Origin of the sequence: Bordetella genomosp. 1, assembly GCF_002261335.1 — a bacterium.
Classification (GTDB): domain Bacteria; phylum Pseudomonadota; class Gammaproteobacteria; order Burkholderiales; family Burkholderiaceae_B; genus Bordetella.
This window is the reverse complement of sequence record NZ_NEVL01000001.1, coordinates 16,133-34,816: the sequence shown is the minus strand read 5'-3', so window position 1 is coordinate 34,816 and position 18,684 is coordinate 16,133. Positions and strand designations below refer to the sequence as shown.

14 protein-coding genes are annotated in these 18,684 nt (G+C 67.9%); 8 read left to right on the top strand and 6 right to left on the bottom strand.

Annotated features, from left to right (window positions below; genetic code table 11):
* Positions 1–301 precede the first annotated feature (301 nt).
* From gyrB to dnaA, 3 genes are all read right to left on the bottom strand, one after another.
* Positions 302–2,740, bottom strand: a complete 2,439-nt coding sequence (gyrB, locus tag CEG14_RS00135; RefSeq protein WP_094824332.1) for a DNA topoisomerase (ATP-hydrolyzing) subunit B — start codon at positions 2,738–2,740, stop codon at positions 302–304.
* A gap of 95 nt (positions 2,741–2,835) precedes the next feature.
* A complete protein-coding gene (gene dnaN / locus CEG14_RS00130; RefSeq protein ID WP_176461338.1) occupies positions 2,836–3,945 on the bottom strand; it encodes a DNA polymerase III subunit beta in 1,110 nt (369 codons plus the stop codon).
* A gap of 2 nt (positions 3,946–3,947) precedes the next feature.
* Positions 3,948–5,483, bottom strand: a complete 1,536-nt coding sequence (gene dnaA, locus CEG14_RS00125; RefSeq protein ID WP_094825229.1) for a chromosomal replication initiator protein DnaA — start codon at positions 5,481–5,483, stop codon at positions 3,948–3,950.
* Between the two features lie 398 nt (positions 5,484–5,881).
* Between dnaA and rpmH the strand changes: the two genes are divergently transcribed.
* The 8 genes from rpmH (at position 5,882) to CEG14_RS00085 (ending at position 14,248) form a co-directional block, all read left to right on the top strand.
* On the top strand, positions 5,882–6,016 hold the full coding sequence (gene rpmH / locus CEG14_RS00120) for a 50S ribosomal protein L34 (RefSeq protein WP_005017166.1): 135 nt from the start codon (positions 5,882–5,884) through the stop codon (positions 6,014–6,016).
* A gap of 121 nt (positions 6,017–6,137) precedes the next feature.
* On the top strand, positions 6,138–6,530 hold the full coding sequence (locus CEG14_RS00115) for a ribonuclease P protein component (RefSeq protein ID WP_094824330.1): 393 nt from the start codon (positions 6,138–6,140) through the stop codon (positions 6,528–6,530).
* Positions 6,527–6,799 carry a membrane protein insertion efficiency factor YidD gene (gene yidD / locus CEG14_RS00110; RefSeq protein ID WP_094824329.1) on the top strand — a complete coding sequence of 91 codons (273 nt, stop codon included), beginning with the start codon at positions 6,527–6,529 and terminating at the stop codon, positions 6,797–6,799. Before CEG14_RS00115 ends, yidD begins: the two co-directional genes overlap by 4 nt.
* Before the next feature lie 48 nt (positions 6,800–6,847).
* The gene (yidC, locus tag CEG14_RS00105) at positions 6,848–8,566 is read left to right on the top strand and encodes a membrane protein insertase YidC (protein WP_094824328.1); all 1,719 of its coding nucleotides are present in this window, start codon (positions 6,848–6,850) and stop codon (positions 8,564–8,566) included.
* 25 nt (positions 8,567–8,591) lie between these two features.
* The gene (locus CEG14_RS00100; RefSeq protein ID WP_094824327.1) at positions 8,592–9,488 is read left to right on the top strand and encodes a LysR family transcriptional regulator; all 897 of its coding nucleotides are present in this window, start codon (positions 8,592–8,594) and stop codon (positions 9,486–9,488) included.
* A gap of 121 nt (positions 9,489–9,609) precedes the next feature.
* Positions 9,610–10,968: an MmgE/PrpD family protein gene (locus tag CEG14_RS00095; RefSeq protein ID WP_094824326.1), complete on the top strand. Its 1,359-nt coding sequence runs from the start codon at positions 9,610–9,612 to the stop codon at positions 10,966–10,968.
* An 18-nt stretch (positions 10,969–10,986) separates the two neighbouring features.
* The gene (locus CEG14_RS00090) at positions 10,987–13,074 is read left to right on the top strand and encodes an acetate--CoA ligase family protein (protein WP_094824325.1); all 2,088 of its coding nucleotides are present in this window, start codon (positions 10,987–10,989) and stop codon (positions 13,072–13,074) included.
* Positions 13,075–13,102: 28 nt separating this feature from the next.
* Positions 13,103–14,248: an acyl-CoA dehydrogenase family protein gene (locus CEG14_RS00085; protein WP_094824324.1), complete on the top strand. Its 1,146-nt coding sequence runs from the start codon at positions 13,103–13,105 to the stop codon at positions 14,246–14,248.
* Positions 14,249–14,345: 97 nt separating this feature from the next.
* On the opposite strand, the gene katG is transcribed toward CEG14_RS00085, so the two are convergent.
* The 3 genes from katG to CEG14_RS00070 form a co-directional block, all read right to left on the bottom strand.
* Positions 14,346–16,607, bottom strand: coding sequence for a catalase/peroxidase HPI (gene katG / locus CEG14_RS00080; RefSeq protein ID WP_094824323.1), 2,262 nt, complete (start codon positions 16,605–16,607; stop codon positions 14,346–14,348).
* Between the two features lie 347 nt (positions 16,608–16,954).
* Positions 16,955–17,830 carry an ABC transporter permease gene (locus CEG14_RS00075; RefSeq protein ID WP_094824322.1) on the bottom strand — a complete coding sequence of 292 codons (876 nt, stop codon included), beginning with the start codon at positions 17,828–17,830 and terminating at the stop codon, positions 16,955–16,957.
* 14 nt (positions 17,831–17,844) lie between these two features.
* Complete coding sequence (locus tag CEG14_RS00070; RefSeq protein WP_094824321.1) at positions 17,845–18,684, bottom strand: ABC transporter ATP-binding protein; 840 nt, start codon at positions 18,682–18,684, stop codon at positions 17,845–17,847.

The following is an 18,684-nucleotide window of genomic DNA, read 5'->3' as shown; positions in this document are numbered from 1 at the left end:
AGTCGGCAGGAGCTGTGTAGACGGGGCTGGAGACGCTCACGTCGGACTGACCGATGCCTAATACTAGCCCATTATTGGGCTATTTTCCTCAACTAGCCCAATTTTGGGCTAGTCAAACAAAATCGCCCATTCCAGGCCCACCCCGATCGCCGCGATGACGCATCCGTCCGGGCGCGCCGGATTGTGACGGCAGGACTTCGCCCCCGCAGCCCTGCGGCCGCCAAAAAGAAAAACGCCCGGCCTAAGCCGGGCGTCCTCGTGCGATCCGCAGCACAGCGACACGGCCGTGGCCGTGCCGGCATCACGCGTCGATGTTGCCCGCCGACAGCGCGTGCGTTTCGATGAACGCGCGGCGCGGTTCGACGTCGTCGCCCATGAGGGTCGTGAAGACCTCGTCGGCGGCGATCGCGTCTTCGATCTGGACGCGCAGCAGGCGGCGCACCTTGGGATCCATGGTGGTTTCCCAGAGCTGTTCGGGGTTCATTTCGCCCAGGCCCTTGTAGCGCTGCTTCGACAGGCCGCGCTCGGCTTCGCTGCGCAGCCACTGCATGGCTTCGCGGAAGTCGGACACGGGCTGTTCCTTGCGCTTGTCGCCTTCGCCGCGTGCGACGATGGCGCCGGCGCCGATCAGGCCCAGGAAGGTCTTGGCCGACTTGGCCAGCACGGCGTAGTCCGCGCCGCCCACGAAATCACCGTCGATCACGCTGACACGCACGTTGCCGTGGTGCATGCGCTGCACCGACAGGCGATGCTTCTCGGCGGCCTCGTCGAACTTGGCCACCACCTTCACGGCGCTGTCGTTGATGGCGGCGGTCAGGCGATCGGCCGACTGCTGCGTGGTCTCGGCGTTGTCGAGATTGATCTCGACGCCTTCGGCCATGGCCGACAGGGCCGCCGTGTCGAACACGCGCGCCAGGCGCGAGATCACCGCGTCGGCCAGCACGTACTGGCGCGCCAGCTCGTTGAGGGCCTCGCCGCTGATCGGCGTGGCGCCCTGCGAGGGGATGAGCTCGGCGTCTTTCAGCGCCAGCTGCATCATGAACTGCGCCTCTTCGACGTCGTCCTTCAGGTAGCGCTCTTCACGGCCGACCTTGACCTTGTAGAGCGGCGGCTGGGCGATGTAAATGTGGCCGCGCGAGACCAGCTCGGGCATCTGGCGATACAGCAGCGTCAGCAGCAGCGTACGGATGTGCGCGCCGTCGACGTCCGCGTCGGTCATGATGATGAGGCGGTGATAGCGCAGCTTGTCGATGTTGAAGTCGGGGCCGATGCTGGTGCCCAGCGCGGTGATCAGCGTGGCGATCTGCTCGCTGGCGATCAGGCGGTCGAAGCGCGCCTTCTCCACGTTCAGCACCTTGCCGCGCAGCGGCAGGATGGCCTGGAACTTGCGATCGCGGCCCTGCTTGGCCGAGCCGCCTGCCGAGTCACCCTCCACGATGTACAGCTCGCACAGCGCGGGATCCTTCTCCTGGCAGTCGGCCAGCTTGCCGGGCAGGCCGGCGCCTTCGAGCACGCTCTTGCGACGCGTCATCTCGCGCGCCTTGCGCGCGGCCTCGCGGGCGCGGGCGGCCTCGACGATCTTGCCGCACAGCGCCTTGGCGTCGTTGGGATGCTCGAGCAGCCAGGTTTCGAGCGAGCGCGCCACGGCGTCTTCGACGGCCGGACGCACTTCGGACGACACCAGCTTGTCCTTGGTCTGGCTGCTGAACTTGGGCTCGGGCACCTTGACCGACAGCACGCAGGCCAGGCCTTCGCGCATGTCGTCGCCGGTCGTCTCGACCTTGGCCTTCTTGGCCAGCTCGTTGTCGGCGATGTACTTGTTGACCACGCGCGTCATGGCCGCGCGCAGACCCGTCAGGTGGCTGCCGCCGTCGCGCTGCGGGATGTTGTTGGTGAAGCACAGCACGCTTTCGCTGTAGCTATCGTTCCATTGCATCGCCACTTCCACGCCCACCGCCACGCCGCCGGCCGACGACTCGGTGGCCACCGCGAACACGTTCGGGTGCAGCACGGTCTTGGCTCGATTGATGTACTCGACGAAGCCGCGCACGCCGCCCGAGAAGGCGAAGTTTTCTTCCTTGCCCTGGCGCTGGTCGATCAGGCGGATCTTCACGCCGTTGTTGAGGAACGACAGCTCGCGCAGGCGCTTCGAGAGGATCTCGTAGTGGTACTCGATGTTGTTGAAGATGATCGGGTCGGCCAGGAAGCGCACTTCGGTGCCACGCTTGTCGGTCGTGCCGGTCACGGCCAGGGGCGCCACGCGCTCGCCCTGGCGGAATTCCATCTGGTGCACTTCGCCGTTGCGGCGGATGGTCAGGCGCAGCCATTCGGACAGCGCGTTCACGCACGAGACGCCCACGCCGTGCAGGCCGCCGGACACCTTGTACGAGTTCTGGTCGAACTTGCCGCCGGCGTGGAGTTCGGTCATCACGATTTCGGCGGCGCTGCGGCCGAACTCGTCATCCTTGTGGATGTCGGTCGGGATGCCGCGGCCGTTGTCGCTCACCGAGATCGAGTTGTCGGTGTGGATGGTGACGACGATGTCGTCGCAGTAGCCGGCGAGGGCTTCGTCAATGGCGTTGTCGACGACTTCGAACACCATGTGATGCAGGCCGGTGCCATCGGAGGTGTCGCCGATGTACATGCCGGGGCGCTTGCGTACGGCTTCAAGCCCCTTGAGCATCTTGATCGAGTCGGCGCCGTAGCCGCTGTTGCCGGCAGTGGTGTTTTGATCTGACATAGTCTGTGTTCGATAACGCTATAAAGTACGACCTCGCGGCCAGACCGAAGGCGGGCGCAACGCCCGCCGACGGCACTCACCCATCGATGCGCGGATCAGATCCGCATGGGCATGACGACGTACTTGAACTGGTCGTCGTCGGGCAGGGTGATGAGCGCCGACGCGTTGGCGTCGGGCATCACCGACCACTGCACATTCTCAACCTTGACGTTGGCCAGCACGTCGAGCAGGTAGCTGACGTTGAAGCCGACGTCGAGTGCCTCGTGGCCGTAGTCGATGTCGATCTCTTCCTGCGCCTCTTCCTGCTCGGCGTTGGACGAGGAGATCTTCATGACGTTTTCGCCGAGCTGCAGGCGCACACCCTTGAACTTGTCGGTGGTCAGGATGGCGGCGCGTTGCAGGCTGCCTTGCAGCGCCTCGCGGTTGACGTTGAAGTGGCGCGTGTAGTTCGTGGGAATCACACGCGAGAAGTCGGGGAACTTGCCTTCGACCAGCTTGGAGACGAGCTCCACGTGGCCGAAGCGGAAACGGATCTGGCCGGGCGCGACGTCGAGCGAGACGGGCTCGTCGGAGTCTTCGAGCAGACGCTGCATCTCCAGCACGGTCTTGCGCGGCACGATCACTTCATGGCGCTCGGCGATGCCGTCGGCCTCGGTCGAGCAGTGCGCCAGGCGGTGGCCGTCGGTGGCCACGGCACGCACACGGCCCGGTTCGAACACCAGCAGCATGCCGTTGAGGTAGTAGCGGATGTCCTGCTGGGCCATGGCGAAGTGCACCATGTTGAACAGGTGGCGCAGCGTGCGCTGCGGCATCGTCAGCGAGACGTCCCATTGCTCGGGCTGGGCCACGGTGGGGAACTCGCTGGCGGCCAGCGTCTGGAGCGCGAAGCGGCTCTTTGCCGACTGCACCGACAATTTGTTGCTGGCCAGCGCCAGCTTCACTTCGCCCGTGTCGGGCAGCGCCTTGAGGATGTCGAGCAGCTTGCGCGCCGCGACGGTCGTCGATTCGTTGTCCTGCCCCACACCGAAGTCGGCGTGCGTCGTGATCTGGACTTCCAGGTCGGTGGCAATGAACGCGACCTTGTTGCCCTCTTTGCGCATCAGGATGTTCGCCAGGATGGGCAGGGTATGGCGTCGTTCGACGATGCCCGCCACAGTCGACAGCGGTTTCAGCAATGCATCGCGTGTGGTTTGTACGAGTTGCATGTTCATCCTTTTAGAGTTTGTTCCAACACGTGCAGGGTATGGTTAAGCTCGGCTTGCTTGGCGCGGGCGTCCGAGATCTTGCGCACGGCGTGCAGCACCGTGGTGTGATCCCGGCCCCCGAACAAGTCCCCGATCTCGGGCAGGCTTTTCTGCGTCAACTCCTTGGCCAGGTACATGGCAACCTGACGCGGCAGGGCGATATTGGCGGGCCGGCGTTTCGAGTACATGTCGGCCACCTTGATCTTGTAGAAGTCCGCGACCGTCTTCTGGATGTTCTCGACCGTGATCTGGCCGTTGGACACCGACAGCAGGTCTTTCAGGGCTTCCTTGCAGACGTCGACATTGAGCACGTCGCGGCCGTGGAAACGGGCGTAGGCCAGCACCTTGCGCAACGCGCCTTCGAGCTCGCGCACATTGCTGCGCAGATGCTTGGCAATGAAGAACGCCACTTCCTCGGGCATGGGCACGCCCTCGGACTCGGCCTTGCGCAGCAGGATCGCGACACGCATCTCGAGCTCGGGCGGCTCGATGGCCACCGTGAGCCCCGAGTCGAAGCGCGAGATCAGGCGGCTGTCGATGCCCGACAGCTCCTTCGGATAGGTGTCGCTGGTGATGATGATCTGCTTGCGCTGGGCCACCATCGCCTCGAACGCATAGAAGAACTCTTCCTGCGTGCGGTTCTTGCCGGAGAAGAACTGGATATCGTCGATCAGCAGCAGATCGAGCGAGTGGTAGTAACGCTTGAAATCGTCGAACGCCTTGCGCTGGTAGGCCTTCACCACATCCGACACGTACTGGTCGGCGTGCACGTAGCGCACGCGCACCCCGGTGCCGGCGGCCACCATGGCATTGCCGATCGCATGGATCAGGTGAGTCTTGCCCAGGCCCACGCCGCCATACAGGAACAGCGGGTTGTAGGAGATGCCGGGGTTCTCGGCGACCTGCAACGCGGCGGCGCGTGCGAGCTGGTTGGCCTTACCGGTCACGAAGTTTTCGAACGTGAGGTCGGTGTTCAGGCGCGAGCGCTCGTACACGATGTTGGCGGCATCGGCCGCGGCCGGTTGCTGCGCCGGAATGTGCATCGCGGGCGAGGCCGGCGCCGGCGCGGCGGCCTGGTGCGCGGCCTCGGCCACGGCTGCCGCGGCGGCGAGCGCATTCACGGCCGCCAGCGGCGAGTTTGGCGCCGCGGCGGGCGCGGGCGCTACGGGTGCCGCGCTGGGCGCAGGCGCAACGGCAGGCGCCTGCGGCGCGACCGGCGCGCGAGGCGTGATGGGAATGCGTGGAGCGGCGCCGTGGCTGGGCAATTCGAACAGCACCTGGACGGGCCGCTTGAACCATTCGGTTGCAAGGGCCTCGATCTGATGTGAGAAGTTCTTGCGAACCCAATCGAGTTTGAAACGATTGGGGGCAGCCACGCGCAGCACCGCTTGCGCTTCGTCATAGGCAAGCGGGACCAGCGGTCGTATCCACGCGCTGATTTGTTGGGGGGGGAGTTCCTGCTCAAGACGACTGACGCAGGTCTGCCAGAATTCTTTCATGTCGCTCTTGTTCAAACCTCGATTCTACCCTTTCTGGGCACAGGTTATCCACAGGCCAGGGCGCCGCAGGGCCGGAACAGCACCCCTAACTGTTTGACAAGGCAGAGAAAACTTGCTGAAATGGTGGGCTTTTCCGAATTCTGTCTGTCTCAATGGAATCTGGCGCCATCCATTCATGGCGCCTCGCGGGATGACCCGCACGACCCCCACACTCCGAAGTCAGCTTGGTTTCAAGCCTGCCGTTTGGTATTGGGAGCTTCGTGAGGTCGTCCAGCCCGGGCCCCGTCCGGTCAGGTGCAGCGTGCACCCGACACACCGGATACCCGCCCGGGTGCGTCTTCCAAAAACCCGTCAGGCAGGGTCCCCCTTCTGACTTTTGTTCTTTTTGTGGATCATCCATGAAACGCACCTACCAACCTTCCGTTACCCGCCGCAAGCGCACCCACGGCTTTCGCCTGCGCATGAAGACCCGTGCTGGCCGCGCCATCCTGAACGCTCGCCGCGCCAAGGGCCGCAAGCGTCTGGCCGTCTAAGTCCGGTTTCCGGACTTACGCCGAGTTGCCCGGGAATCCAAGGCCTGGTCGGCCCTCGCAGGCCAGGCCCGCAGTATCCGAAACCCAAGGCATCCGGCACCAACAGGTCGAGCTGTCTGCCATGTCGCGCGCCACGCTTCCCGCGGAGGCGCGCTTGCATCGCCCCTCCGAGTTTGCCGCAGCCTTGAAAGGCCGCCGGTTGGCCCGAGGGGCGATGTTCATTGTGAGCGCCGCTCCCCCCACGCCCGCCGCCGCCCCCGAGGCAACGGCAGATGCGCCGGCGCCCTGTGCCCGGCTGGGGCTGGTGATCGCCAAGCGGTTCGCCGCCCTGGCCGTCACCCGCAACGCGCTCAAGCGCGTGATCCGCGAGTCGTTCCGGCACCAGCGCCTTGCGCTGCCGCCCCAGGATTACGTGGTGCGGCTGCACAGCAAGGTCGGGCCCGCGACGCTGACCCAGCTGAAACTGGCCGCGCGCGCCGAAGTAGACGCTCACTTCGGTCGGATCCGGCGATGATGCGGGCTCTGCTGATCGCACCCATCCGGTTCTACAGGTTTTTCCTGAGTCCCTGGATCGGTCGTCAGTGCCGTTTCACGCCCACCTGTTCCGCCTACGCCATCGAAGCGATTGAACGTCATGGCGCCTGGCGCGGTCTATGGTTGGCCGCGCGCCGCATCGGGCGCTGCCACCCCTGGACCGAGGGCGGATACGATCCGGTACCGCCCGATCCCGGTCAAAAGCGCGAGACCTGCTGTACGCACCATCCCCGCACCGGACGCGATTGACGCTAAACTGGCGGGCTTTGCTGGCCCGTATTCACTACCCAGGCACCAATGGATATCCGACGAACCGTCCTCTGGATGATTTTCTCCTTCTCGCTGTTGCTCCTCTGGAACAACTGGCAAGTCCATAACGGCAAGGCGTCGCTCTTTGGCGCGCCGCCGGCCAGCGAGCAGGCCAAGCCGGCGGAAACCGCCCCCGGCAACAACGCGACGGCCTCGGTGCCTGGCGCGCCCGCCGCCCAAGGCGGTTCGGTGCCCGCGTCGCCCGCCAATGCGGCGGCTCCCACCTCGGTGCCCGGCACCAACACGCCGGCCGTCGTGCGCGGCGAGCAGGTCGTGGTGTCGTCCGACGTGCTGCGCCTGACCTTCGATCCGGTCGGCGCCCAGCTGGTCCGGGCCGAGCTGCTCAAGTACCCCACCAGCACCGACGATCCCAAGCCGATGGTGCTGCTCGACCGCTCGCCGGCCCTGACCTACATCGCCCAGACGGGCGTGGTCGGTGCGCCCGAAGGCGCGGCGTTCCCCACCCACCTGACCCCGTTCCGCGTCACCTCCACCGAGCGTGAGCTGAAGGACGGCCAGGATGCGCTGGTCGTGACCTTCGAAGGCGAATCGGGTGGCCTGCGCGTCACCAAGACCTTCACCCTGAACCGCGGCAGCTACGACGTCAAAGTGCGTCACGCGCTGGCCAACGTGGGCCAGGCCCCCGTCTCGCCCTCGGTCTACCTGCAACTCGAACGCGACGGCAGCGATCCCGCCGGCACGTCGAGCTTCTACCACACCTTCACCGGCGTGGCGGTCTACTCCGAGCAGGAGAAGTTCCAGAAGATCACCTTCGGCGACATCGAAAAGAACAAGGCGCGCTACGTCAAACAGGCCGACAACGGCTGGGTCGGCCTGGTGCAGCACTACTTCGCCACCGCCTGGGTGCCCCAGCAGGGCAAGCAGCGCACCAACGGCCTGACGCAGCTGGGCCCCAACCTGTACGCCGCGCACGCCATCGAGCCGGTCGGCCAGATCGCCCCGGGCGCCTCGGCCTCCGTCGACGCGCAGCTGTGGGTCGGTCCGCAAGACCAGAAGGCCATGGAAGCCGTGGCCCCCGGCCTGGAGCTGGTGGTCGACTACGGCTGGCTGACCATCATCGCCAAGCCGCTGTTCGCCCTGATGACCTGGCTGCACAGCCTGCTGGGCAACTGGGGCTGGACCATCGTCGCCCTGACGGTGCTGATCAAGGCGCTGTTCTTCCCGCTGGCCTCCAAGAGCTACGCCTCGATGGCCCGCATGAAGCAGGTGGCGCCGCGTCTGCAGGCCCTCAAGGAGAAGTACGGCGACGACCGCCAGAAGCTCAATGCGGCCATGATGGAGATGTACCGCACCGAAAAGATCAACCCGCTCGGCGGCTGCCTGCCGATGGTGGTGCAGATCCCGGTGTTCATCGCCCTCTACTGGGTGCTGCTGGCCAGCGTCGAAATGCGCGGCGCGCCGTGGATCCTGTGGGTGCACGACCTGTCGGTGCGTGATCCGTACTTCATCCTGCCCGCCATCATGATGGCCACGATGTTCCTGCAGATCAAACTCAACCCGACGCCGCCGGACCCCGTCCAGGCCAAGGTCATGATGGTGATGCCGCTGGTCTTCGGCGGGATGATGTTCTTCTTCCCGGCCGGTCTGGTGCTGTACTGGTGCGTCAACAACACGCTGTCGATCCTGCAGCAGTGGACCATCACCCGCCGCCTCGAGCGCAAGGCCGCCTCGGCCGCCAACAGCTGATGGCACGCAAGGGCAGGGCTGGCTCATGAAAAAGCTGGACCTGCCCGCCCTCGAGATCTTCGTCGCGGCGATCGAGGAAAAAAGCCTCTCCCGCGCCGCGCAACGCGAAAATCTCGTCACCTCTGCGGCCAGCAAACGGGTCGCCGAACTCGAACGCCACCTCGACCGCACCCTGCTGGTGCGGCACGGGCGTGGCGTCGAACCCACCCCCGCCGGCATGCTGCTCTACCAGCGCGCCAAGGCCATCCTCAAAAGCGTCCAGCTCGCCGAACAGGCCATCGACCAGTACTCGGCCGAAGGCCAGGCGCGCATCCGGCTCGCCGCCAATCCCTCCACCAGCCTGCAGTTCCTGCCGCCCATCATGGGCCGCTTCCTGGCCGCGCGCCCGCGCGTCAGCGTCGACCTGATCGAGGCCCACAGCTTCGACATCGCCCGCCTGGTGGCGGAAAACACCGTCGACATCGGCATCTATCACGCCGTCCATCCCGTGCCCGGGGTGGCGTCGTTCCCGTTCCGGCGCGATCGGGTGGGGCTGGTGGTGCCGGTCGGCCATCCGCTGGCGGACCGGGGCGAGCTGTTTCTCGAAGACGCGCTGGATTACGACCTGCTGGGCTATTTCCCGCGCCATTCCCTCGACCAGTTCCTGGCCTATGCGGGCCAGACCCTGTCGCGTCCGCCCAACGTGCGCATGCAGGTGGCGAATTTCGAGACCCGCTGCAGCATGATCCGCGAAGGCCTGGGCGTGGGCGTGGTGCCCGAGCGCATCGCCGCCCACTACCTCGGCAGCATGGGCCTGGTGCTGCTGCGCCTGAAAGACGCCTGGGCCGAGCGCCAGTTCTACACCTGCGTGCGCGAGGTCGCCAGCCTCAACGCCGCCACGGCCGAGCTGCTCGACACGCTGACCGCGCCCGACCCGATGTGAGGGCCGCGCCCGCGTCGCCGCGGGTGCGAACGCAGGCTTTCCTTTTTTTCAATCCTGGGCCGGCGGCCCTTGCGTAGATTTGATGTCCAGAGGCGGCCCGTCGACCGCCCACGGAGACATCATGTTGCTGGACACGCTCGCCGACTATGGCGCACGCGAAGCGCGCGCCGACCTGCCCCCCGAGGTGCTGCATCACGCCAAGCGCGCGGTGCTGGACTGGCTCGCGGCCCTCTATCCCGGCACCCGCACCGCGCCGTGCGCGCAACTGCTGGCCGCGCATCGCGACGAGCTGGGGCTGGGCGCCAGCAGCCTGCCGGGCTGCGGCATCACCGCGCTGCCGGCCACGGCGGCATGGATCAACGGCAGCGTGTCGCACGCGGTCGAGTTCGACGACATCTTCCGCGACGCGGTCTATCACCCCGGCTGCCCCACCATCGCCGCCGCGCTGGCCCTCGCCGAGTCGCGCGCGGGTCATGGCCTGGCGCTGCTGCGCGCGGTGGTCGCGGGCTACGAGATATCCACACGCATCGGTGCGGCGGTCCAGCCCGCGCATTACCGCTACTTCCATACCACCGGCACCGTCGGCAGCCTGGGCGCCGCGGCGGCCGGCGCGGCGCTGCTGGCGCCGGGATCGGCAGACGTCATGCGCCACGCCATCGCCACCGCCGCGACGCTGGCAGCGGGCCTGCAGCAGGCCTTCCGCTCCGACGCCATGAGCAAGGCGCTGCATGCCGGCAACGCCGCCAACGTGGGCGTGCGGGCCGCGCTGGGCGCCGCGCACGGCATCACCGGCGTGCCCGACATCCTCGAAGGCGAGGTGGGCTTCGGCGCGGCCCTGGCCGGCCAGGCCGACTGGGACAGCGCAGTGCAGGGCCTGGGCGAACGCTACAACATCACGCAGATCACGCAGAAGAATCACGGCTGTTGCGGCCACACCTTCGCGGCCATCGACGCCGCGCTCGCGCTGCGCGCGCAGGGGATCGATCCTGAGCAGATCGAACGCATCACCGTGCACACCTATCGCACCGCGATCGACGTGACCGGCAATGCCTCGCCCACCACGGCCTTCGAGGCCAAGTTCAGCCTGCCCTACGTGGTGAGCCACGCGCTGATCCACGGCTCGGTGCGCCTGGCCGCGTTCGAGGCCGACCGCCTCGAGGCCCCGGACCTGCGCGCGTTGATGCGCCGGCTGGACCTGCACGAGGACGCCGCGCTCACCCGCGGCTTTCCGCGCCAGCGCGCCGCGCGCGTCGAGATCCTGCTGGCCGATGGCCGGCGCCTGCGCCACGACGCGCCCTATCGCAAGGGCGATCCGGAAGCGCCGCTCAGCGATGCGGAGCTCAACGACAAATTCATGGAGCTGGCCGCACCGGTGCTGGGCGGGGCGCGCGCGGCCGAGCTGCGCGACGCGGTCTGGCGCCTCGATACCCTGCCGGTCGCCGCGCTGCGCCTGGCCCAGGACGCCCCCGCTCACGCCTGACGCTTCGGGACTTACGCCATGACTCAAGATTCCCCGCGCGCGCTGTGCGCCCAGGCCCTGCTCGCGCCCGCCAGCATCGCGCTGGTGGGCGCGTCGGCCGACCCCGCCAAGAACACCGCGCGGCCGCTGCGCTTCATGCGCAAGCACCGCTACGCCGGTCGCCTCTATCCCATCAATCCGGCACGCGACAGCGTGCTGGGCGAGCCCGCGTGGCCGTCGTTGCAGGCCTTGCCCGAGCCGATCGAGCACGCCTTCATCATGGTGCCGGGCGCGCAGGTCGAAAGCCTGCTCGAACCCTGCGCACGGGCCGGGGCCCGCGTGGTCACCATCTATTCCGACGGCTTTGCCGAGACCGACGAGGCCGGCCGTGCGCGCCAGGAGGCGCTGGTGCGGCGGGCGCGCGAACTGGGCCTGCGCGTGCTGGGACCGAACAGCATCGGCTGCGCCAACCTGCACAGCGGCGCGATCCTGTCGGTCAACGCCGCGTTCGAGGCAGAAGACCTGATCCCGGGCGAACTCAGCCTGGTGTCGCAGAGCGGCTCGATGATGGGCTCGCTGCTGTCGCGTGCCGCGGCACGCGGCTTCGGCTTCGCGCGCTCCGTCTCGGTCGGCAACGAGGCCGACATCAGCGTGGGCGAGGTGGTCGACGCGCTGGTGGACGACGCGGAAACCCGCGTGATCCTGCTGTTTCTCGAAACCCTGCGCGACGCGCCCACGCTGGCGCGTGCCCTGCAACGCGCGCGCGCCGCCGGCAAGCCGGTCATCGCCTACAAGCTCGGGCAATCGGCGCAGGGCGATGCGCTGGCGAGCACGCATACCGGCGCGCTCGCCGGCAATGACGCGGCGGTCGATGCCTTTCTGCGCGCGCATGGCGTGATGCGGGTGCGCACGCTCGAGGCCCTGTTCGAGCTCGCGCCGCTGGCGCGCCGCTATCACGCGAGCCGGCGCATCCGCACGCAGGCGCCGCGCGTGGCGGTGATCACCACCACCGGCGGCGGCGCGGCCACCGTGGTGGACAACCTGGGCCTGCGCGGCCTGGACGCGGTGGCGCCGCCGCCCGCGTTCATCGCGGCCATGGCCGAGCGGGGCCTGAAGCTGCGCGAAACGCCCATCATCGACCTCACGCTGGCCGCCACCAGCGCGCAGTATCGCGCGCTGCTCGACGCGTTGCTGCGCGCCGACTGGTGCGATGCCGTGCTGAGCGTCGCGGGTTCGTCGGCGCAGTTCCATCCGCAGTTGGTGGTGGCGCCGCTGGAGGCCGCCGACAAGCCTGTGGACAAGCCGCTCGCGGTATTTCTCGCGCCCGACGCGCCCGAATCGCTGGCGCGCCTGCAGGCCGCCGGCATCGCCGCGTTCCGCACGCCCGAAGCCTGCGCCGACGCGCTCGCGGCCCTGCTCGGCGACCCCGGCCGCGCTCCCGCCGACGCGCGGCCCTGGGCCTGGCCCGCACCGCTGCCGCGCAGCGGCATGCTGACCGAGCACCAGGCCAGCCAGGTGTTCGCCGCGCTGGGCGTGCCCGTGGCCCGCGCCGCGCTGCTGGATCCCGACGCGCTGCAGCACGCGCTGCGCTACCCGGTGGTGGCCAAGATCAGCTCGCCCGACATCGCCCACAAGACCGAGATCGGCGCGGTGCGCGTGAATCTCGCCGACGCGGATGCGCTGCAGGCGGCCGTTGCGCAGATCCGGGCCAATGTCGCGCGCCACGCCCCGGGCGCACGCTGCGACGGCATCCTGGTGCAGGAGTTCCGGCGCGGCCTGGCCGAGTTCATCGTGGGCTATCGCGACGATCCGCTCGCCGGCCCCACCGTGCTGCTCGGTGCCGGCGGCATCCACGCCGAACTCGCGCCCGACATCGCGTTGCGCCTCGCCCCCATCGACGAGGCGGGCGCCTGGGACATGATCCGCGCGGTGCGGCACACCCGGCTCGTGCGCGGCTTCCGTGGCCTGCCCGAAGGCGATTGCGCGGCGCTGGCCCGCGCGCTGGTCGCGGTATCGCAGCTGGCGGCGTGCACCGATGCACGCGTGGCCGAGGCCGAGATCAATCCGCTCTTCGTCTGCGCCGATGGCGTGGTGGCCGTCGATGGCCTGCTGCGCCTGGCGTCCTGAACCCCGCATCCGACACAAGGAACTCCCCATGGACTTCGACCTCACTCCCGAACAACGCGACTTCCAGACGGCCGTGCGCCGCTATGCCGAGAAAACGCTCAAGCCCGACGCGCTGGCACGCGCCCATGCCGACGACTATCCCCGGGACGTGGCGCGCGGCATGGCGGCGCAGGGCCTGCTCGGCATCACGATGAACGAGGCCGATGGCGGCATGGGCGGATCGCTCATGGACGCCGTCATCGCGATCGAGACGGTGGCCTCGGTGTGTCCGCGCAGCGCCGACGTGGTGCAGGCCGGCAACTTCGGCGCGATCCGCGTGCTGGCCGAATACGGCACCGCGCAGCAGAAGGAAACGTATCTCAAGCGCCTGCTCGCGGGCGAGATGCTGATCGCGGTGGGCATGACCGAACCCGATGCGGGCTCCGCCGTCACCGAACTCACGACCCGCGCGACGCGCGACGGGGAGGGCTGGCGCATCAACGGCACCAAGATCTTCACCACGCATGGCCCGCACGCGGACCTCATCCTGGCCTACGTGCGCTTTGGCCCCGGCACCCAGGGTATCGGCTCGGTGCTGATCGAGACGCGCGCGCAGGGCGTGCGGCTCGGCAAGCGCTCCACCTTCATGTCGGATGAGGCCTGGGCCGAGATCCACTTCGACAACGTCTATATCCCCGACGCGCAGCTCGTGCTGGGCGAGGGCGGCTTCAAGAAGCAGATCGCCGGCTTCAACGTGGAACGCATCGGCAACACCGCGCGCTCGCTCGCGCTCGGCCGCTACGCGTTCGAGGAGGCGCGCGGCTGGGCGCTGCAACGCAAGCAGTTCGGCAAGCTGCTGTGCGAATTCCAGGGGCTGCAATGGAAATTCGCCGACATGCGCATCAAGCTCGACGCCGCCCAACTGCTGCTCTACCGCGCCGCGCAGCACGCCGACACCGGCTTCCCGGACGCCACCGAGACCGCCATCGCCAAGGCCTACTGCAACCAGATCGGCTTCGAGGTGGCCAACGACGCGCTGCAGGTGATGGGCGGCATGGGCTACAGCCGCGAATCGCTGGTGGAGTACTGCGTGCGGCGTTGCCGCGGCTGGATGATCGCGGGCGGCTCGATCGAGATCCTGAAGAACCGCATCGCCGAGGGCGTGTTCGAGCGCAGCTTCCCGCAACGGCAATGACGGCTCGCGCCCGGCCGGCAATGAAAAGGCCCCGGAGGCTGGCTGCGCGCCAGCGGTCCGGGGCCCGCACCCTGCCGGCGGATGCCGGCGCGGCGCCTTACTTCAGGTCGAAGCGGTCGAGGTTCATCACCTTGGTCCACGCGGCCACGAAGTCACGCACGAACTTCTCCTGGGCGTCGTCGCTGGCGTAGACCTCGCTCAGCGCGCGCAGCTGCGAATTCGCGCCGAACACCAGGTCGATGCGGCTGGCGCGCCACTTGGTCTTGCCCGTCTTGCGGTCCCGGCCCTCGAAGGATTCACGCGCGTCGTTGGTGGGCTTCCACGCCGTGCCCATGTCGAGCAGGTTGCGGAAGAAGTCGGCGCTCAGCGTGCCCGGCCGATCGGTCAGCACGCCGCTCGCGTCCTTCGGGTCCTGCACCTGCAGCACGCGCAGGCCGCCGATCAGTACCGTCAGTTCCGGCACGGTCAGGGTCAGCAGCTGGGCGCGATCGATCAGCAACGCCTCGGCCGGCACGCTGAAGCGGCCCTTGAGATAGTTGCGAAAGCCATCGGCCACGGGCTCGAGCGGCTCGAACGATTCGACGTCCGTCTGTTCCTGCGACGCATCGCCCCGGCCCGGCGAGAAGGGCACCACGACCTTGGTGCCGGCCTTGGCCGCGGCCTGCTCCACGCCGGCACAGCCCGCCAGCACGATCAGGTCGGCCAGCGAGATCTGCTTGCCGCCCGACTGCGCCTTGTTGAAGTCGGCCTGGATGCCCTCCAGCGTCTTCAGCACCTTGGCCAGTTGCGCCGGCTGGTTCACCGCCCAGTCCTTTTGCGGGGCGAGACGGATGCGCGCGCCGTTGGCGCCACCGCGCTTGTCGGAACCACGGAAGGTCGACGCGGAGGCCCAGGCGGTCGACACGAGTTCGGCCACGGACAGGCCCGAGGCGAGCACCTTTTCCTTGAGCGCCGCCACGTCGCTGTCGTCGACGAGCGGATGATCGACCGCGGGAATCGGATCCTGCCAGATGAGCGCTTCCGCCGGCACTTCCGGACCGAGGTAGCGCGCACGCGGGCCCATGTCTCGGTGCGTGAGCTTGAACCAGGCGCGCGCGAAGGCGTCGGCCAGCTCCTCGGGATGCTCGAGGAATCGGCGCGAGATCTTTTCGTAGGCGGGATCCACGCGCAACGCCAGGTCGCTCGTGAGCATGGTCGGCAGGATCTTCTTCGACGGATCGTGCGCGTGCGGGATGGTGGGCGTGGCGTTCTTCGCCACCCATTGATGCGCGCCGGCCGGGCTCTTGGTGAGCTCCCATTCGTAGCCGAACAGGTTCTCGAAGAAGCCGTTGCCCCATTTCGTGGGCGTGGTGGTCCACGTGACTTCGAGGCCGCTGGTGATGGTGTCGGCACCCTTGCCGCTGCCGAACGAATTGCTCCAGCCCAGGCCCTGGTGTTCCAGGCCGGCGGCTTCGGGTTCATCGCCGACGTGGTCGGCCGGCCCGGCGCCGTGGGTCTTGCCGAAGGTGTGGCCGCCGGCGATCAGCGCGACGGTTTCCTCGTCGTTCATCGCCATGCGGGCGAAGGTGTCGCGGATGTCGTGGGCCGACGCCTGCGGGTCCGGGTTGCCCTCCGGGCCTTCCGGGTTGACGTAGATCAGACCCATCTGCACCGCGGCCAGCGGGTTCTCGAGGTTGCGGCCATGCTCGTTGCGGCTTTCCTCGGCACCGTGCAGTTCCTCGTCGGCCACGATCACGCCTTCGCCGTCCTTCTGGCCCGCCGCACCCTTGCCGTAGCGGTGATCGCCGCCCAGCCAGGTCTTTTCGGTGCCCCAGTACACGTCCTGGTCGGGTTCCCAGGTGTCGGCGCGGCCGCCGGCGAAACCGTAGGTCTTGAAGCCCATGGTCTCGAGCGCGACGTTGCCGGTGAGGATCAGCAGGTCGGCCCAGGAAATCTTGCGACCGTATTTCTGCTTGATCGGCCACAACAGGCGGCGCGCCTTGTCGAGGCTGACGTTGTCGGGCCAGCTGTTGAGCGGCGCGAAACGCTGCTGCCCGCGGCCCGCACCGCCACGGCCGTCACCGATGCGATAGGTGCCGGCGCTGTGCCAGGCCATGCGCACGAACAGCGGACCGTAGTGGCCGAAGTCGGCGGGCCACCAGTCCTGCGAATCGGTCATGAGCGCGGCGAGATCCTTCTTCACCGCCGCCAGGTCCAGGCTGTTGAAGGCCTTGGCGTAGTCGAAGTCCTTTTCCATCGGATCGGACTTGCTGGAATGCTGACTGAGCAGGTCCAAGCGCAGTTGCTTGGGCCACCAGTCACGGTTGGTCGTCCCGCCACCGGCGGAATGGTTGAAAGGGCACTTTGCCTCGTTAGACATGCTCTCTCTCCTGAAAACGCAGCCGCGGGACGAACCGGCGCGCAGGTGGCGCATGAAGGTGGTCCGTGGGCAATCGATCGGCCTGATTCGGCGCAATATCACGAGGCACGCGCGGCGATTGAAGCGCGGCGCGCGAGGCCTTCGTGTCGTGACCGGCATGTTGCGCCAGCATCGTCGCGGCGCCGGACCCTACCGGTGCGACCGACTATACGCGAGGACCGCGACACCAGATATTTGATTGCTGCAATACGTCCAATAGCAGTGCGCTATAGCGACACGCGAGTCTCATAGAATCCAACAAAAAGGGAAGGCCGCAGCCTTCCCTCGATCGCGACCCGGGCCGGGTTTCATCGCTGCATGCCCCAGCGGCGCACCGTGAATCGCTCCAGCGTATCGAACACCAGGTTTTCCACAAGCAGGCCGATCAGCACCACGGCAGCGAGGCCGGCGAACACCTTGTCGGTGTAGAGCTCGTTGCGGTTCTGGAAGATATACCAGCCCAGTCCGCCCTTGCCGCTGGACGCGCCGAACACCAGCTCGGCCGCGATCAGCGTGCGCCACGCGAAGGCCCACGCGATGCGCAGGCCGGACAGGATCGCGGGCAGGGCCGCCGGCACCAGGATCGCCAGCACGTAGCGCAGCCCGGTCAGGCCGTAGTTGCGGCCCGCCATGCGCAGCGTCTCCGACACCGTCAGGAAGCCGGAGTACATGTTCACGGCCAGGGCCCACAGCACCGAGTGGATCAGCACGAACACCAGGCTGCCTTCGCCCAGGCCGAACCACAGCATCGCCAGCGGCAGCAGCGCGATGGCGGGCAGCGGGTTGAACATGGCGGTGAGCGTGGACAGCAGATCGCGGCCGAAGCGCGTGGACACGGCTGCCGTGGTGAGCACGAACGCGAGCAGCACGCCGGCCACATAACCCTTGAGCAGCACGGCGAGCGAAAGCGCCGCGCGCGCGGGCAACTGGCCGTTGGCCAGTTCCTGCGCGAACGCCTGCGCCGTGGCCCAGGCGCCGGGCAGCAGCAGATCGTTGTCGGCCCAGCGCGCCGCCCCTTCCCAGAAGAGGGCGAGCAGCACCAGGATCAGGGTCTTGCGCAACGCGGCGTGGCCCCACAGGCGCTCGTGCCACGGCAGGGGCGCCGCCAGCGTGAGCGGCGGCACGGGTTCGAGCTCGCGTTCATACTCGGGACGGCCGTCGGGCAGGGTTCCGGATAGCGACATGCGGGACGATCCTTTCAGGCGGCGCGCCGCGCGGCCGCGTCGGCCGTCCCGGCTTCGCCGAACAACAGGGTGTGGATGCGCTGCGCGGCTGCCTGGAAGGCGCTCGAGCCGGGGCTGTGCAGCCCGTATTGATGGGCGTTGAGTTCGGCGCGCACGCGGCCGGGATGCGGCGACAGCAGCAGGATGCGGTTGCCGATGATGAGTGCCTCTTCGATGAAGTGCGTGACGAACAGCAACGTGAAGGGGCTGTCCTCCCACAGCCGCAGCAGCTCTTCCTGCATGCGGCGGCGCGTGAGCGCGTCGAGCGCCGCAAAGGGTTCGTCCATCAGCAGGATGCGCGGCTGCATCGCGAGCGCACGCGCGATCGCCACGCGCTGCTTCATGCCGCCCGACAGCGTGTGCGGATAGGCATCGGCGAAGGCCGAAAGGCCCACCTTGTCGAGATAGTGCAGGGCGCGTTCCTCGGCCTCGCGGCGCGGCAGCCTGTGTGCCGTGCGCAGCGGGAAGGCGACGTTCTGCTTCACGGTTTTCCAGGGCGGCAGCTGGTCGAACTCCTGGAACACCACCACGCGGTCCGGACCCGGCGCACGCACGGGCACGCCGTCGAGCAGCAGCGCGCCCGAGACGGGTGCCACGAAGCCCGCGGCCGCCTTGAGCAGCGTCGACTTGCCGCAGCCCGACGGGCCGAGCAGGATGAAGCGATCCTGCGGCCACACGTCGAAGCTCACCTCGTGCGTGGCGCGGATGCGGCGTTGGCCCGCCTTGTATTCCAGCGTGGCGCGGTCGACCCGCAGCAGCGGGCCGTGCGCTGCCGGGCCGGCGGCCACGGGGCTCGCGCCGTCACGCCATCCCAT

Excerpts from the sequence above, each read along its gene's own strand:
- CEG14_RS00070 (WP_094824321.1), bottom strand. The coding sequence starts at position 18,684 with ATGGGATGGCGTGACGGCGCGAGCCCCGTGGCCGCCGGCCCGGCAGCG.
- gyrB (WP_094824332.1), bottom strand. The coding sequence starts at position 2,740 with ATGTCAGATCAAAACACCACTGCCGGCAACAGCGGCTACGGCGCCGAC.
- rpmH (WP_005017166.1), top strand. The coding sequence starts at position 5,882 with ATGAAACGCACCTACCAACCTTCCGTTACCCGCCGCAAGCGCACCCAC.
- CEG14_RS00115 (WP_094824330.1), top strand. The coding sequence starts at position 6,138 with ATGTCGCGCGCCACGCTTCCCGCGGAGGCGCGCTTGCATCGCCCCTCC.
- yidC (WP_094824328.1), top strand. The coding sequence starts at position 6,848 with ATGGATATCCGACGAACCGTCCTCTGGATGATTTTCTCCTTCTCGCTG.
- katG (WP_094824323.1), bottom strand. The coding sequence starts at position 16,607 with ATGTCTAACGAGGCAAAGTGCCCTTTCAACCATTCCGCCGGTGGCGGG.
- CEG14_RS00095 (WP_094824326.1), top strand. The coding sequence starts at position 9,610 with ATGTTGCTGGACACGCTCGCCGACTATGGCGCACGCGAAGCGCGCGCC.
- dnaA (WP_094825229.1), bottom strand. The coding sequence starts at position 5,483 with ATGAAAGAATTCTGGCAGACCTGCGTCAGTCGTCTTGAGCAGGAACTC.
- CEG14_RS00090 (WP_094824325.1), top strand. The coding sequence starts at position 10,987 with ATGACTCAAGATTCCCCGCGCGCGCTGTGCGCCCAGGCCCTGCTCGCG.
- CEG14_RS00100 (WP_094824327.1), top strand. The coding sequence starts at position 8,592 with ATGAAAAAGCTGGACCTGCCCGCCCTCGAGATCTTCGTCGCGGCGATC.
- yidD (WP_094824329.1), top strand. The coding sequence starts at position 6,527 with ATGATGCGGGCTCTGCTGATCGCACCCATCCGGTTCTACAGGTTTTTC.
- CEG14_RS00075 (WP_094824322.1), bottom strand. The coding sequence starts at position 17,830 with ATGTCGCTATCCGGAACCCTGCCCGACGGCCGTCCCGAGTATGAACGC.
- dnaN (WP_176461338.1), bottom strand. The coding sequence starts at position 3,945 with ATGCAACTCGTACAAACCACACGCGATGCATTGCTGAAACCGCTGTCG.
- CEG14_RS00085 (WP_094824324.1), top strand. The coding sequence starts at position 13,103 with ATGGACTTCGACCTCACTCCCGAACAACGCGACTTCCAGACGGCCGTG.